Source organism: Terrabacter sp. R4-6 (assembly GCF_057529065.1).
The window spans coordinates 2540122-2553912 of record NZ_CP197224.1 but is presented as its reverse complement, the minus strand read 5'-3'; the positions used below and the strand labels follow the sequence as shown (position 1 = coordinate 2553912).

Here is a 13791-nt window from a genome sequence, read left to right as displayed (position 1 = left end):
CCCCGGTGTGGGGCTCGCCGCACCGGCTGGCTAGAGTCTGCGGTCGTGCGATGGATGGCCAGCGGTGCTCGGTAGGACACATGCACTGTCAGGGGCGGTGGCCGTGCTCGCCCTCACGCCGCTGCTCCGCGACCACGGCGTCACCGTCGAGGCCTGGGCGGTCCCGGTCGCAGCCGTGACGGCGGCGGGCGCGGCAGTGCTGCCGGACATCGACCACGCCCACGCGACGCCGGCACGCTCCCTCGGGCCGGTCACGGCCGGACTCGCCTGGTGCGTGGGCCTCGTCAGCGGTGGACACCGCAACGGCACCCACTCCTTCGTCGGACTGGCTGCCTTCACCGGGCTGGCGGCCTACGTGACCGGCGTCGGCGGCCTGCCCCTCGGCCTGTTCCTCTCGTTCCTCTTCGCCCTCGCGGCGGCCGCCCTGCGCGTCAACATGGTCCGGGCGACGGTGGGGCACACGCTCCTCTGCCTGCTCATGGGCGCGATGCTGACCCGCGGGGCTGTCCTCGACTCCTTCCCCGTCGAGGTCGTGCCGTGGGCGGTCGCGATCGGGGTCACGGTCCACCTGCTCGGCGACATGGCCACGGTGCAGGGCTGCCCGCTCTTCTGGCCCGTCCACGGCCACCGCTACAACTACCTGGCACTCAGCACCGACCACGCCGTCGAGCGCTACGTCGTCGGGCCCGCTCTCACGCTGGCGGCTGCCTGGCTCGTCGTGACCATGGCCGGTGGCGTCGACGTCATCGGACCGGCGCTCCGCACGACCTGGCGCACCGTCCAGCTCGTGGTGCCCGGCTGAGGACACGCGGTCGGGGTGTGGCCGACGGCGTCGGCCAGACCCCGACGCGTCACTGGCAGCAGGCGTTGTAGCCGCGGTCCATCCAGAACTGGGTGGGCACCGGGTTCACGAGGGTCGTGTCGCTGCTGAAGGTCGCCGCGGTCTGTCGCCCAGGGCGCATCTCGACGTGGGTGTGGGTGGCGGGCGCACCGCGCGCCGCCTCGTCACCGACCTTCTGGCCCTTCGAGATCGACTGCCCCACAGCGAAGCCCAACGGGTTGAGGTGGAGGTAGACGACGGTCTTGTCGTACGTCGCGTTGTAGACCGCGAGCGTGGACAGCGCGTCCGTCGCGTCGCTGCCCTCGGTCACGCGGGTCACCGTGCCGCCGAGGACGGCGAAGACGTCGGCACCCGACTGGTAGGCGACGTCGATGCCCTCGTGCCGCCCCGGGGTGTTGAGGTAGCCGTCGAACCACGCCGTGACGCGGGCGCCGGCAGCGTGGTAGACGCCGTACTCGAACGTGTCGTTGGTGGCGACTCCGACGATGTGGCCGGCGTCCTCGTTCTTCAGCTCCGGCCGCAGGTCCGCCTTGACGCCCGCGTCGACCGAGTCGATGGCCCCGGAGTAGCCGCTCCGGTAGAAGACGGTCGCGACGGCGGCCTCGCGGTTCCAGACGGACGCGGCGTTGTTCTTGACGCACTGGCCCTGACCGTTCCCCGCCGAGACGAAGGTGACACACCCGGCCCCGGTGCCGTAGTCCGACTGGCTGTTCGCGAGGTCGACGAGGGACCCGCCGTTGCCCGAGTTGTAGTAGAGGCAGAACTCGCCCGACTCGCACACGCCGTTGCGCGACGTGGCGGCCTGGGCCGTGGGCGCCGATGCCACGACGGCTCCGGCGAGCGCCGCCGCGGCTGCGGCGAGCGCGATCATCTTCTTCATGGTGTCCCCTGTGCGGTCGTGGGGCCGTGGCCCCCGGGCCCGCCGGGCGGTCGCGCCGGCGTTGGTCCCGGATCCGACGCTAGGGCAGCGTGCCAGGGCCCGGCGCGCCGAAAACCGGGGAGCACTCCCCATCGGCTCGCCACCCTCGGCCCGGCCAGGTCCAGGGCGGGGTCGGTCAGCGGCGAGCGATCGTCAGCGTGCGGACTCCGTGCAGGTGCAGGTCGCTGCGGCGGAGCAGCGCGTGCGGGCCGTCGTCGTCGAGCAGGGCCTCGAGAGTGTGCAGGTCCTCGGCGTCCAGCTGGTCGGTGAGACCGTGCGAGAGCCGGTCGAACCAGGCTCGGGCGTAGCGGCCGGCGAGCGGGTGGTCGGGCGAGCGCTCGTCGATGACGACGTCGTGCTCGTCGACCACGGTCCAGCCCGCCTCGCCGAGCATCTCGGCCCACGACGCGCCGATGGTCGGCAGCGCGTCGGCGTGCACCGCGGAGAGCACCTCGAGCGCGCGGGTCTCGAAGCCGGGTCGACCGACGCCGAGGTCGTCGGGAAGGAAGCGCAGCGGCTCGTCGAACTCCGCGACCGCGACGAGTCCCCCGTCGCGGGTGGTCCGACGAAGGTCCGAGAGCGCCCGCGTCGGGTCGGCGAGGTGGTGCAGCGACATCGAGGCCCACGTGAGGTCGATCGGGGCGAGGTCGGGCCAGCCGGCGTCGAGGTCGGCCAGCAGGGTGCGGACCCGGTCGGCGAGCCCGGCAGCGCGCGCCTTGGCGGCGATGCGGGAGAGCGCGAGATCGGAGACGTCGACGGCGACGACCTCGGCGTCGGGCAGCCGGCGCGCCAGACCGAGCGAGCCGGTGCCGGTGCCGGCACCGAGGTCGACGACGCGGGCCTGCCGCGTGGTGGGCAGCGAGGTCATGGCCGCGGTCACGCGGTCGAGAGCGATGTCCCAGTAGCCCCGGAGCACCTCGCCGTCCAGGTCGAGGAGGTCGGCTCCCCCGGACTCGGACGCCGCGTCGTCGTGGCCGTGCTCGCCGTGGCCGCGGCCGTCGTGGTCCAGGTGTCCGTGGTGGGCAGGGGTGTCTGCGTGGTGTGGGTGCGACATGACGGCCACGGTACGACTCCCTTGCGCACACGGCATACGATCTTGCTGATGACGCAAGAACTCGACCTCGACGCCGTGATCCGCGCCCGCATCCGCGGCCTCCGACTCGCCCGCGGATGGTCCCTCGACGCCCTCGCCGGCCGGTGCGGGATCAGCCCGTCGACGCTGAGCCGGATCGAGACCGGCCACCGTCGGATCGCCATCGACCAGCTGGGTCCCATCGCCCGCGCGCTCGGCACGAGCATCGACGAGCTCGTCGACCTCGCGAGCGACGACGACGTCGTCATCCACCCGCGACGCGACACCGCGCACGGCCGCACGACCTGGCTGCTGACGCGTGAGGACGAGCCGCACGGTCTCGTCGTGGCCAGGATGCGGATCACGGCCACCCGCCACGACGGACGCCTCGGCGTGCACCCCGGTCACGAGTGGTTCACCGTGCTGTCCGGCACGGCCCGGCTGCACCTCGGCGAGCGCGTCGTCGTCGTCGAGGAGGGCCAGTCGGCGCAGTTCTCGACGATGGTCCCGCACGCCATCACCGCGGACGACGAGCCGGTCGAGGTCATCCTCGTGCTCGACCGCGACGGGCGGCGCGCCCACCTCGACGTCGCCGCGGGCGAGTCGCCCGCCTAGCTGTACCCGGCCATCAGGTTGGTTGCAGTCGGCTGACTGGAGGGTGACCTCGTAGGGCGCTGTGGCGGCGTTCAGTGTTGTAGTGCTCGAGCCATGGCGCAAGAGCGGCGACGCGTTCGGCGTTGCTGGCGTAGGCCGTGCGGTAGGCCCACTCGGTGGCCAGGGTGCGGTTGAGTCTTTCGACCTTGCCGTTCTGCCACGGGCAATGCGGCTTGATGAACTTCTGGGTGATGCCGTGCTCGGCACACACGGCTCGTAGCGAGTACCGGTAGGCCCACGCGTTGTCGGTCATCAGCCGCTCGATCCGGGGGATGCCGTGATCAGCGAAGGCAGCGATCGCGCGTTGCAGGAACTGCGCGCAGGTCACGCCCTTCTCGTCGGGCAGGACCTCGCTGTATGCCAGGCGGGAATAGTCATCGACGAGCGAGTGGACGTAGTCGTAGCCCGGGCCGTTGACCCGGTCACGGGCGATGCCGCGACCGTGCACGCGCCAGCCACCGCCGTCAGGGATGCGGCCGATCTTCTTGACGTCCATGTGCACCAACTCACCGGGCCGTTCGCGTTCGTAGCGCACGGCGGTCTGCTTCGAAGACCGGATCACCTCACCCGTGATCGGGTCACAGTCGCGCAGGTAGGGCACCCGGTGTCGGCGCAGGATCCTTGACACCGTCCGGGCCGGCACCCCGACCTTCGGGGCGATCACGTCCGGGCCGTCCCGATGCGTGGCGCGGGCAGCCAAGACCTTCTGCTCGAGCTCCTCGCTGGTCCTGGTGGGCATGTGGTGAGGCCGTGACGAGCGCGTGATCAGACCGGCTTCGCCTTCAGCGGCGTACCGATCGATCCACGTCTTCACACACTTGCGCGAGATGCCCATCGCGGCCGCGATGTGGGCCTGGGGCCAGCCGGCCTGGTGGCGTTGGACGATCAGGCGCCGACCATGGACGGTCAGCCGGGCACTACCGTGGGACACGAGAACCTCCGGGTTGGAGTGGGCCTTAGACAAGCCACATCCCATTCGGAGGTTCTCGTTCGTTCAAGCAGGCTCGCTGCTACCAACGTCATGGCCGGGTACACCTAGCGCTTCCCGGGGGTCAGGACTGCGTGCGCAGGTAGCGGCCGAAGTGCGGCACGGTGAAGGCGATGAGGCCGCGCTCGCCGGAGTAGATGAGGCCCTTCTTGATGAGGGCGTCGCGGGCGGGCGAGAGCGACTGCGGCTTGCGCCCCAGCACCTCCGCCACGGCGGACGTCGGCACCGCCTCGCGCTCGGTCACCCCGTCGCGGACGTATGCCGCCTCGTCGCCGTCCACGGGCACGTCCCGTTCCGGGTCCCCCTCCCCCGCGAACGGGTTGACGAGCGCCGCGTCGGCCATCGCCCGGAGGTACTCGCGCTCGGCGGGCGTCGCCCGCTCGAAGCGTGAGCCGAAGAAGCCGACGGCGAGCTCGGACTCGGCCTCGGGCACCGCGACGCGGATGTCCTGGGCCGTGACGGGCGAGGAGGGCGCGACGTCCCACACGACCTTGCCGTAGGCCTGGATGAAGTACGGGTAGCCGGCCGTGACGGCATACATCTCGTCGAGGGCCTCGGGCGTGAACTCACAGCCCTCCTCGGTGGCCGGGCCGACGAGCGCGCGATCGGCGGAGTCGCGGGGCAGCCGGTCGATGCGCGAGTAGCGAAAGAGCCTCTCCGAGTACGACTTCGAGGCCGAGAGCACGGCCGGCAGGTGCGGCAGGCCGGCGCCGACGACGATGACCGGCAGGCCCGACTGCGAGATCTCGTGGCAGGCCGCGCAGAGGGCCGACACGTCGTCGGGGTCGAGGTCCTGCATCTCGTCGATGAAGAAGGCGATGCCCTTGCCGACGTCGGCGGCCAGTCCCCCGATGTCGGTGAAGAGCTCGACGAGGTCGATCTCGATGTCACCCGAGTCGGCCCGCCCGGTGACGGCCGGGACGTCGATGCCGGGCTGCCACCTGTCGCGCAGCTTGGCTCCCGTCGGAGCGTCGCGCAGCGCGAAGGCCTTGATGATGCCGAGCACGTGGTCGACGTCCTCGCCGCGCGGGTGCCCCAGCTCGCGCACGGCCTGGTGGGCGGCCGCGGCCAACGGACGGCGCAGCCGCTGGTCAGGGCGCGCCTCGAACTTGCCGGTGCCCCAGTCGGCCCGCACGGCCGAGCTGCGCAGGGCGTTGAGCAGCACGGTCTTGCCGACCCCGCGCAGTCCGGTCAGGACGATCGAGCGCTCGGAGCGTCCGCGGGCGATCCGCTCGAGCACGACGTCGAAGGTGCGCAGCTGTTCGTCACGGCCGGCGAGCTCGGGCGGGCGCTGGCCCGCGCCCGGGGCGTACGGGTTCGTGATCGGGTCCACGATCGGAGGCTATACGCATCTCTACCGCAAACCTGAGACATCCCGATCGGTCCCCATCGGCGCGTCACCCGAGCCCCAGCGGGCGAGCTGGCCGGCGGGGCTGGCTGGCGTGCTGGCTGCGCGACGCAATCCGGGAGGAGGAGCCGTGACGAACGAGGTACGTCAGGGGCAACTCACCTCGGGGGCCAACCGAAAGGCACCACCATGCGCTCCAAGCAACGCACGCTCGCCGTCGCCGCGGCCTGCGCCTCGGTCGTCCTGCTCGTCCCCCTCGCCCCCGCCTTCGCGGGTCACACGAACACCGTGCTCGAGGCCGACCTCACCGGTCGCGCCGAGGTCGGCACCTCCAAGGCGATCGCCGGGGACCCCAACGGTCGCGGTGAGGTCTACGTCAACGGCATCGACGGGGACCCGACGACGCTCTGCTACGTCCTCACCGTCGGCAAGATCGCCCCCGCCCAGGCGGCGCACATCCACAAGGGCGCGGCCGGCACCAACGGCCCCGTCGTCGTCAACCTGGCCGCCCCGGCCGACGGAAACGCCGCGGACTGCCTGACCGAGGGCGAGGCCGGCAAGTTCGTGAGTGGCCAGACCGTTGCGGACATCCTCGCCAACCCGGAGGACTACTACGTCAACGTGCACAACGCAGAGTTCCCGGGCGGCGCGATCCGCGGCCAGCTCGCCGCTCAGCACTGAACCGCACGCCGGTCGCTCGCGCACCGACTCGATGGAAACCGAAGTGATTTGATTCGGATTCCACTGAATTGAGGCATGAAAAAGCGCCGCTCCGCACGGTCAGGGGTGGTCATGCGGAACGGCGCGTTGCGACTATAACGCGGTTCGGGGCGAAACGGTCAAGCGATCGAAGAGATTTCAAAAATCTCGTCAGGATGGGCGATCGCGTCCTGCTCGGCCACGAGCAGCATCTCGTCCGAGCCGCTCGCGTGCGTGCGCTCCAGCACGGCATACATCGTCGCCGCGGTGCGGCTCAGGGCCACCTCGGGACCGTCGGTCAGGTAGTGCGCGAGGAAGACCGCGGCGGTCACGTCGCCGCCCCCGCGGACCGTCATCGGCAGCATCGGGGTCGTCACGACCCAGGCGTCGTCGGCGGTGACGCACGCCATCTGGATCGTGCCCTCGGGGGTGTCGGAGATCAGCGCGCTCGTGACGAGGACCGCCGTCGGACCCTGCGCGACGAGCTCGCGGGCCGCGGCGACGAGCTCGGACTGCGTGGACACCGGGCGGCCGACGAGGAACTCGAGCTCGAACTGGTTGGGGGTGACGATGTCGGCCTTCGGCACGACGTGGTCGCGCATGTACTCGGGGATGCCCTCGCGCACGAAGAAGCCGCGACCGATGTCGCCCATGACCGGGTCGCAGCAGTAGACGGCCGAGGGGTTGGCCGCCTTGACCCGCGCGACGGCGTCGAGGACGACCTCGCCGACGGCCTCGGCGCCCTGGTAGCCGGAGAGCACCGCGTCGATCGCCGGGAAGGCGCCCCGCTCCTCGACACCGTCGATGACGGCCGCGACATCGGAAGGAGCAATGAGCGGGCCACGGGTCGAGCCGTAGCCCGTGTGGTTGGAGAAGGTCACCGTGAGCACGGGATAGACCTCGTGCCCGAGCCGCTGGAGCGGGAAGACCGCGGCCGAGTTGCCGGCGTGGCCGTAGGCGACGTGGGACTGGATCGACAGGATCTTCACGACGCCCACACTATCCGCTTGGCTTTACCGAGTAGTTATAGTCATAATAGAACTATGTTGTGGCAGGTGGACCCCACGTCGAGCACCGCGTTGCACGTGCAGGTGGCTGCCTGCGTGCGCCGCGAGATGGCCTCCGGACGGCTCGCGAAGGGCGACCGGCTGCCGTCCGCGAGGGAGGTCGCCGGTGTCCTCGACGTCAACCTCCACACGGTGCTCCGCGCCTACCAGTCCCTGCGCGACGAGGGCCTCATCGACCTGCGCCGGGGCCGTGGGGCCGTCGTCAGCGCGTCGGACCCCGGTGGTGACGCCCGGCTGCGCACCCTCACCGCCGCGCTCGTCGCCGAGGCGCGACTCGTGGGCGCCACCCCGACCGACCTCACCCGACTCATCGAGAGCGAGTTCCAGCGATGACCTCCGACCGCCGCCCCACCCATGCCCTCGTCGCGAGCGCCGTGCTGGCTCCCGTCGTGGCCGCGGCCGGCACCGGCCTGGCGTATGCCGTCCGGGACCTGGTGCCGGACCCCGTGGCCGTCCACTGGGGCCTGCACGGTGAGCCGGACCGCTGGCAGCCCTTCGCGACCGCGGTCGTCACCGCGGCCGTCATCACGACGGTGATGCCGCTCGCCCTCGTCGGTCTCACCGCGGTCATGCACCGCTCCGCCCGGGGTCCCCTCGCCGCCGTGGCCGGTGGCCTCGCGGTCTTCCTCGGTGGAGTGCTCTTCGGTGGCCTCGTCGCGCAGCGGCCGGGACAGGTCCCCCAGGCGTTCCCGCCGCAGTGGGTCGTGCCGACGCTCCTGCTGACCGCCCTCGTGGCCGTCGGGATCTGGCGCTGGGGACGCACGACGCCGCCCGAGGTCGCCGGAGCACGCGAGCCCCTACCCGCCGACGCGCGCCGCCTCGACGTCCCGTCCACGACGCGGCTCGCGTGGACCGGACGGGCGAGCCTGCGCGTGGGCCCGACGGTGACGCTGGCGGTCGTCGTCGCCCTGCCGCTCGTCTGGGTGGCGCTCTCCGGGTTCGTGTGGGTGTGGCTGCTGGCCCTCGCCCTCGGGGCCCTGCTCGCCCTCACCATCTGCGCGCGCGTGAGCGTGGACGCCTCCGGACTCCGGGTCTCGAGCGCCGGACTGTCGTGGTCCCGCGTGCCGATCGAGCGGGTCGCCTCGGCCACGACCGGCACCGTGTCGCCGCTGCGCGAGTTCGGCGGATGGGGCTGGCGCATCGGCGTCGACGGCCGCCGCGGCTACGTCACCCGTGCCGGCGAGGCCCTCGTCGTCCACCGCATCGGCGAGCCGGACGTCGTCGTCACCGTCGATGACGCCGACGAGGCCGCGGCCGTGCTCAACACCCTCGTCGCCCGGGCCTCCTGACCGACGGACGACCGTTGGTGGCCGTGCGTCGCCCACCCCGGCGTGTCCCACCGCGTGTCGCCGGCGGGCGCGGACCAACGGTCGTCGGACGGCGGCGTCGTGCCACGATGAAGGCATGAGCATCCCCACGACGACCGTGTCCGAGCTGCCCGACGACGCCGTCCTCGTCGACGTCCGCGAGGCCGACGAGTGGGCCGCCGGCCATGCCCCCAACGCCATCCACATCCCGCTCGGTGAGCTGCCGGCGCGCATCGACGAGCTGCCCGAGACCGACGACACCGTCGCCGTCGTCTGCCGCATGGGCGGCCGCTCCGCCCGCGCGGTCCAGTGGCTCTTGCACCAGGGCTACGACGTCGCCAACGTCGAGGGCGGGATGCTCGAGTGGGAGCGGGCCGGCAAGCAGCTCGCGGCGGACGGCGACCCCACCATCATCTGACCGGGTCGATTCGTCCGGTTCGCGCCCGGAACCTCGCTCCGCATGGAACGCTGTCGCTCCTGACGGGTCTCACCAGTGACCGACCCGCCGAGCCAGGAGCACCCGGACCATGGACGACCGCCGACCCGATCCCACGCAGGACACCTGGTCCCAGTGGCTGCCCGACCTCGAGCCGCCGCCCAGCGCCCCAGCGCCGACCGCAACGACCGCGCCGACCGCGGCGGCAGCCGGACCGACGGCGCCGCTGAGCCCGCCGCCCGTCCCGCTGCCGCCGCCCGCCGGCCGGGTCGACCCGCTGCCGTATGCCGCCACCCCCATCGCCGAGTGGGTCGGCCCCCGCAGTGGCCAGGCACCGCCACCACCGACCCGGCTCGGCTGGGCGATCCTGTGCACGATCTTCTGCTTCACGCCCTTCGGGATCGTCGCGATCATCAAGTCGACCCAGGTCAACCCCAGGTGGGCCCTCGGCGACTGGGACGGGGCCCGGGCCGCGTCACGGTCGGTCAAGACGTGGTGCCTGGTGGCCGCCGCGGCCTGGCCCGGCTCGTTCATGCTCTTCAGCTGCCTCGGCATCGCCAACGGCGGCCACGTCTCGCTCCACCTCTGACCCGTCAGGGGTGGCGCACCACCGCGCCCTGGGCCACGACGACCCGGACCCGCTCGACCGCGCCGCCGTCGTCGAGCGGGTTGCCGTCGACGACGAGCAGGTCGCCGAAGCCGCCCGGCACGAGCCGGCCGGCCTGACGCGACCAGCCGAGCATCCGCGCCGCGCTCGTCGTCGCCGCTCGCAGCGCGTCGAGCGGGGTCAGTCCGGCCTCGACGAGCAGGCGCACCTCGGACCCGATGGGGTCGACGTCGGTGCCGAAGGAGTCGGTGCCGGCCACGATCGTGACGCCACGCTCGTGGGCCTCGCGGACGGCCTTCATGAGGATCGGGGTGTACTCGCGACCGCGGGCGTCGAGGACGGGGTTGCTCGAGCCGATCATGCCGCTGATCGCGGCGAGGGTCGGCGTGAAGTGGGTGTCGCGCCGGGCCATCTCCGAGATCGTCGCGTCGGCGACGAAGACGCCGTGCTCGATGCTGCGGACGCCGGCGCGGACGGCACCGTCGATGCCCTCGGCGCTGTACGCGTGACACAGCACCGGGCGCCCGCTCGCGGCGCGGACCACGGCCGTGAGCTGCTCACGGTCGTAGACGAGCTCGCGCGGGTCCTGCTCGGCGAGCCCGGCCCGTGGGTTGGCCCTCGTCTTGACGACGTCGACACCGCGGGAGACGTTGACCCGGGTCACGTGGGCGATGTCGGCGGTCGACGTGACGCCGCCGGGGAGGGCCGCGAGCGGGGCGAGCTCGGGGTCGGCGAGCAGCGAGTCGCCGAGCTGCGGCGACACGAAGATGCCGGCGGCCCGCATGCGCGGCGCCAGTCCGGGCGCCCAGTCGGGCAGGGAGCGCATCGCGACGTCCTGGTAGAAGGAGGAGGACCCGCTGCGCACCGACGTGGCGCCGGCCTGCAGCAGGGCGCGGGCGTCCGCGAGCGCGTTGGCGTGGACGTGCACGTCGATGAGACCCGGCACGACCCAGCGTCCCGAGGCGTCCACCCGTCGCGCCGCGGAGCCGACCGAGGCCACGGCCCGTCGCGTCGCGTCGCGCGAGCCGACGGCGAGCACCCGACCGTCGCGGATGACGACGACGCCGTCCTCGACGACGTGGCCCGTGAGGGGGTCGACGACCGAGCCGCCCTCGACGACGAGCGGGGCCGCGGTCGTGGGCCGGAGGGAGCCGGTCCGGCCGCGGGCCACCGTGTCAGCGGCCTGTGCCGACGAGGCCGAGGCGATCCCGCCGGCCGTGACGCCCGCGAGGACCGCGGCCCCGGCGATGACGTTGCGACGCGAGAGGGCCGCGGGCGGCAGGGACGGCGTGGCGTCGTGGTCGTGCAGGCACATGCGGGACCTCCAGGGGTTAGGCTCGGGCCGAGCCGTTTTTGGTATACCAATTTGGTATACCAAGTGAGGAGGGGTGGTCAATGCCTACTCGTGAGGAACATGCGGGATCGCTCCGCGACTCCGTCACCGAGGCGCTGCGCCGGCGCATCGTGTCCGGCGACCTCGCCCCCGGCACGCGCGTCGTCGAGCGCCAGGTCGCCGAGCAGCTCGGCGTCTCCCGGGTGCCCGTGCGGGAGGCGCTGCGCGCCCTCGAGCGGGAGGGCTTCCTCGAGGAGCGGGCCACACGGGGCATGGTCGTACGCCGCCTCGACCCCGACGACGTCGCCATGCTCTTCGCGGTGCGCGAGTCCCTCGAGGCCGTGCTGTCGCACCGGCTCGTCGGCGTGCTCGACGAGGAGGGCCTCGCGACCCTCGACGACCTCGTGACGCGGGCCGACGCCCACACCCGAGCCGGTCGTCACGCCGAGGCGGTCGGCGCCAACGCCGCCTTCCACGACGCGCTGGTCGACCTCGCCCGCAGCCGCGTGCTCAGCTCGATCATCGAGCCGGTCGCCGGTCGGATGGCGTGGCTGCTCAACCAGCACGCCGAGCCGGCCGCCATGGTCGCCGAGCACCGATCCATCGTCGAGGCTCTCCGCTCCCGCGACGCCGACCGTGCGGCAGCGGTCTTCCGTGACCACCTCGCGAGCAGCCGCGCCGCCGTCACGAGCCTCGACGGACCCTGACGGGCCGGGCGTCGGGCGTGCCCCGTCAGCCGACCGGGATCGTCGACGGAGGGGTGCAGACGAGCTCCTCGCCCTGCGGAGCCGTGGACGCCGCCTCGACGACGCCACCCCCGACGGCGGACGGTCGGGCCTGTGCGGCGCGGTCGGTGACCTGGATGCAGAGCTGCCACTGCTTGACGCCCGGGTCGACCGGGGTGCGCGGGGCCTCGAAGGACTCACCCGGCACGTCGAGCGTCGGCGGCGACACGGCATACGCCTTCCCGGTGATGCTGGCGCCCGGCGCGACCGTGTGGCCGCCCATGACGGGGGCGGCGGCGAAGCGGACGTTCGGGCCCGGCGCGAAGCCCTGCTTGCTGAGGCGGAGGACGCCGGACTGCTCGTAGACCCACGCGTGCTTGAGGTCGACGTCCGCGGGGAGCGTCGCGCTGCCCAGGTCGGCGGGGACGACGTCGAAGGCGAGGACGGGCTTCGTGCCGGTGTTGGTCAGCGTGTAGTCGACGACGAGACCGGGACTCGCCGCGATGCCGGCCCCCGTCGCTCCGGCCTCGGGGCCACCCGGGGCCATCGTCGCCTCGAGGCGCACGCCGCCCGACGTCACCGTCTGGGCTCCCGCACCGGCGTCACCCGTCGAGCTCGCCGTGGCCGACCCTCCGTCGCCGCCGGCCGGGGTCGCGACGCCGGGTGACGGCGTCGCCTGCCCGCACGCGCTCGTGACGAGCACGGCTCCGAGGGCGAGGGCGAAGAGTCCTCGTCCGGGACGGACGGGCTGGAGGGGACCGCGCGGGACGTGGTGGGTCAACGGCTTCATGACGATGAAGACAACCACGAGACCGGAAGCGTTGCATTCCGGACGAATCCGCGTCGCGGAGCGGTCACACGACCAAGTAGCGCTCGCTGACCTTGACGACGCAGAGCTGCGCCACCGGCGCGGCGAGCAGGCTCGCTCACTTGAGCAGCTTGGACATCCGTCGGTCGGCGAGCGGCTTGCCACCGGTCTGGCAGGTGGCGCAGTACTGCAGGGACGTGTCGGCGAACGACACCTCGCGCACGATGTCGCCGCACTCCGGGCACGTCTCACCGGTGCGCGCATGGACCCGCATGCCCGCTCGCTTGGCGTCCTTGAGCTCCTTGGCCGGCTTGCCCGACGCCGTCGTGACGGCGCCCTTCAGCGTGTCGCGCAGGGCGGCATACAACCGGTCGACCACCTCGGGGGCGAGCGTGCCGGCGATGGCGAACGGGCTGATCTTGGCCACGTGGAGGATCTCGTCGGAGTAGGCGTTGCCGACGCCCGCGATGAACTCCTGGTCGCGCAGCAGGCCCTTGATCTGCGTGCGACGGCCCTCGAGCATCGACCGGAACCGCTCGAGCGTGAAGTCGTCGGCCATCGGGTCGGGCCCGAGGCGCGCGATGCCGGGCACCTCTGCGGGGTCCGTGACGATGTAGGCGGCGAGGGACTTCTTGGTACCGGCCTCGGTCAGGTCGAAGCCCGAGCCGTCGGACAGCCTCACCCGCAAGGCGATCGGCGACTTGCCGGGACGCACGACGGTCGTCGGCAGCTGGTCGGACCAGCGCAGCCAGCCGGCGCGCGCGAGGTGGAAGACGAGGTGCGTGCCGTCGGCGTCGATGTCGAGGAACTTGCCGTGGCGGTGGACGCCGTCGATGGGCGCACCCTCGAGCGCCTGGGGCGGCGGGTTGAACGTCTTGAGCACGCTGAACGACGCGAGCTCGACCTTCGTGATGGCAAGGCCGTCCGTCCGCTCGGCGAGGAAGTCGACGAGCGCCTGCACCTCCGGCAGCTCAGGCATGGCCCCAG

General features: G+C 72.4%; 16 protein-coding genes. 8 read left to right on the top strand and 8 right to left on the bottom strand.

Features of this window, described 5'->3' with window-relative positions; all coding sequences use genetic code 11:
• Positions 1–64: 64 nt before the first annotated feature.
• On the top strand, positions 65–802 hold the full coding sequence (locus ACSSS0_RS11950; protein WP_487228134.1) for a metal-dependent hydrolase: 738 nt from the start codon (positions 65–67) through the stop codon (positions 800–802).
• 49 nt (positions 803–851) lie between these two features.
• Here the strand turns inward: ACSSS0_RS11950 and ACSSS0_RS11945 are convergent, their stop codons facing one another.
• Together ACSSS0_RS11945 and ACSSS0_RS11940 are read right to left on the bottom strand one after the other, a co-directional pair.
• Positions 852–1721 (bottom strand): peptidase inhibitor family I36 protein, encoded by an 870-nt coding sequence (locus ACSSS0_RS11945; RefSeq protein WP_487228133.1) that lies wholly within the window; start codon positions 1719–1721, stop codon positions 852–854.
• A gap of 175 nt (positions 1722–1896) precedes the next feature.
• Complete coding sequence (locus tag ACSSS0_RS11940; protein WP_487228132.1) at positions 1897–2814, bottom strand: class I SAM-dependent methyltransferase; 918 nt, start codon at positions 2812–2814, stop codon at positions 1897–1899.
• 48 nt (positions 2815–2862) lie between these two features.
• On the opposite strand from ACSSS0_RS11940, the gene ACSSS0_RS11935 reads away from it, so the two are divergent.
• Entirely contained in the window at positions 2863–3447 is a 585-nt protein-coding gene (locus ACSSS0_RS11935; protein ID WP_435987723.1) for a helix-turn-helix domain-containing protein, read from the top strand.
• A gap of 13 nt (positions 3448–3460) precedes the next feature.
• Here the strand turns inward: ACSSS0_RS11935 and ACSSS0_RS11930 are convergent, their stop codons facing one another.
• Complete coding sequence (locus tag ACSSS0_RS11930) at positions 3461–4417, bottom strand: IS481 family transposase (protein WP_487228131.1); 957 nt, start codon at positions 4415–4417, stop codon at positions 3461–3463.
• Positions 4418–4538: 121 nt separating this feature from the next.
• Positions 4539–5807 (bottom strand): ATP-binding protein, encoded by a 1269-nt coding sequence (locus ACSSS0_RS11925; RefSeq protein WP_487228130.1) that lies wholly within the window; start codon positions 5805–5807, stop codon positions 4539–4541.
• A 204-nt stretch (positions 5808–6011) separates the two neighbouring features.
• Between ACSSS0_RS11925 and ACSSS0_RS11920 the strand changes: the two genes are divergently transcribed.
• Positions 6012–6503 carry a CHRD domain-containing protein gene (locus tag ACSSS0_RS11920; RefSeq protein WP_487228129.1) on the top strand — a complete coding sequence of 164 codons (492 nt, stop codon included), beginning with the start codon at positions 6012–6014 and terminating at the stop codon, positions 6501–6503.
• Between the two features lie 158 nt (positions 6504–6661).
• Here the strand turns inward: ACSSS0_RS11920 and pdxY are convergent, their stop codons facing one another.
• The gene (gene pdxY, locus ACSSS0_RS11915; protein ID WP_487228128.1) at positions 6662–7510 is read right to left on the bottom strand and encodes a pyridoxal kinase PdxY; all 849 of its coding nucleotides are present in this window, start codon (positions 7508–7510) and stop codon (positions 6662–6664) included.
• 54 nt (positions 7511–7564) lie between these two features.
• On the opposite strand from pdxY, the gene ACSSS0_RS11910 reads away from it, so the two are divergent.
• From ACSSS0_RS11910 to ACSSS0_RS11895, 4 genes are all read left to right on the top strand, one after another.
• Positions 7565–7921 carry a GntR family transcriptional regulator gene (locus ACSSS0_RS11910; protein WP_487228127.1) on the top strand — a complete coding sequence of 119 codons (357 nt, stop codon included), beginning with the start codon at positions 7565–7567 and terminating at the stop codon, positions 7919–7921.
• A complete protein-coding gene (locus ACSSS0_RS11905; protein ID WP_487228126.1) occupies positions 7918–8877 on the top strand; it encodes a DUF1648 domain-containing protein in 960 nt (319 codons plus the stop codon). The genes ACSSS0_RS11910 and ACSSS0_RS11905 overlap by 4 nt, the downstream gene beginning before the upstream one ends.
• Positions 8878–8992: 115 nt before the next feature.
• Positions 8993–9313, top strand: a complete 321-nt coding sequence (locus ACSSS0_RS11900; protein WP_487228125.1) for a rhodanese-like domain-containing protein — start codon at positions 8993–8995, stop codon at positions 9311–9313.
• 109 nt (positions 9314–9422) lie between these two features.
• Entirely contained in the window at positions 9423–9920 is a 498-nt protein-coding gene (locus tag ACSSS0_RS11895) for a CD225/dispanin family protein (protein WP_487228124.1), read from the top strand.
• 4 nt (positions 9921–9924) lie between these two features.
• Here ACSSS0_RS11895 and ACSSS0_RS11890 read toward each other — a convergent pair whose 3' ends face one another.
• Complete coding sequence (locus tag ACSSS0_RS11890) at positions 9925–11253, bottom strand: amidohydrolase family protein (protein ID WP_487228123.1); 1329 nt, start codon at positions 11251–11253, stop codon at positions 9925–9927.
• Positions 11254–11333: 80 nt separating this feature from the next.
• Here ACSSS0_RS11890 and ACSSS0_RS11885 point away from each other — a divergent pair, with 80 nt between their 5' ends.
• Positions 11334–11978 (top strand): GntR family transcriptional regulator, encoded by a 645-nt coding sequence (locus ACSSS0_RS11885; RefSeq protein WP_487228122.1) that lies wholly within the window; start codon positions 11334–11336, stop codon positions 11976–11978.
• Positions 11979–12003: 25 nt separating this feature from the next.
• Here the strand turns inward: ACSSS0_RS11885 and ACSSS0_RS11880 are convergent, their stop codons facing one another.
• Positions 12004–12804, bottom strand: coding sequence for a hypothetical protein (locus ACSSS0_RS11880; RefSeq protein ID WP_487228121.1), 801 nt, complete (start codon positions 12802–12804; stop codon positions 12004–12006).
• A 118-nt stretch (positions 12805–12922) separates the two neighbouring features.
• Entirely contained in the window at positions 12923–13783 is an 861-nt protein-coding gene (locus ACSSS0_RS11875) for an Fpg/Nei family DNA glycosylase (protein ID WP_435987734.1), read from the bottom strand.
• Between the last annotated feature and the right edge of the window lie 8 nt (positions 13784–13791).

Coding starts and splice junctions, on each gene's coding strand:
- ACSSS0_RS11905 (WP_487228126.1), top strand. CDS start 7,918: ATGACCTCCGACCGCCGCCCCACCCATGCCCTCGTCGCGAGCGCCGTG.
- ACSSS0_RS11895 (WP_487228124.1), top strand. CDS start 9,423: ATGGACGACCGCCGACCCGATCCCACGCAGGACACCTGGTCCCAGTGG.
- ACSSS0_RS11900 (WP_487228125.1), top strand. CDS start 8,993: ATGAGCATCCCCACGACGACCGTGTCCGAGCTGCCCGACGACGCCGTC.
- ACSSS0_RS11910 (WP_487228127.1), top strand. CDS start 7,565: ATGTTGTGGCAGGTGGACCCCACGTCGAGCACCGCGTTGCACGTGCAG.
- ACSSS0_RS11890 (WP_487228123.1), bottom strand. CDS start 11,253: ATGTGCCTGCACGACCACGACGCCACGCCGTCCCTGCCGCCCGCGGCC.
- ACSSS0_RS11940 (WP_487228132.1), bottom strand. CDS start 2,814: ATGTCGCACCCACACCACGCAGACACCCCTGCCCACCACGGACACCTG.
- ACSSS0_RS11945 (WP_487228133.1), bottom strand. CDS start 1,721: ATGAAGAAGATGATCGCGCTCGCCGCAGCCGCGGCGGCGCTCGCCGGA.
- ACSSS0_RS11935 (WP_435987723.1), top strand. CDS start 2,863: ATGACGCAAGAACTCGACCTCGACGCCGTGATCCGCGCCCGCATCCGC.
- ACSSS0_RS11885 (WP_487228122.1), top strand. CDS start 11,334: ATGCCTACTCGTGAGGAACATGCGGGATCGCTCCGCGACTCCGTCACC.
- ACSSS0_RS11875 (WP_435987734.1), bottom strand. CDS start 13,783: ATGCCTGAGCTGCCGGAGGTGCAGGCGCTCGTCGACTTCCTCGCCGAG.
- ACSSS0_RS11920 (WP_487228129.1), top strand. CDS start 6,012: ATGCGCTCCAAGCAACGCACGCTCGCCGTCGCCGCGGCCTGCGCCTCG.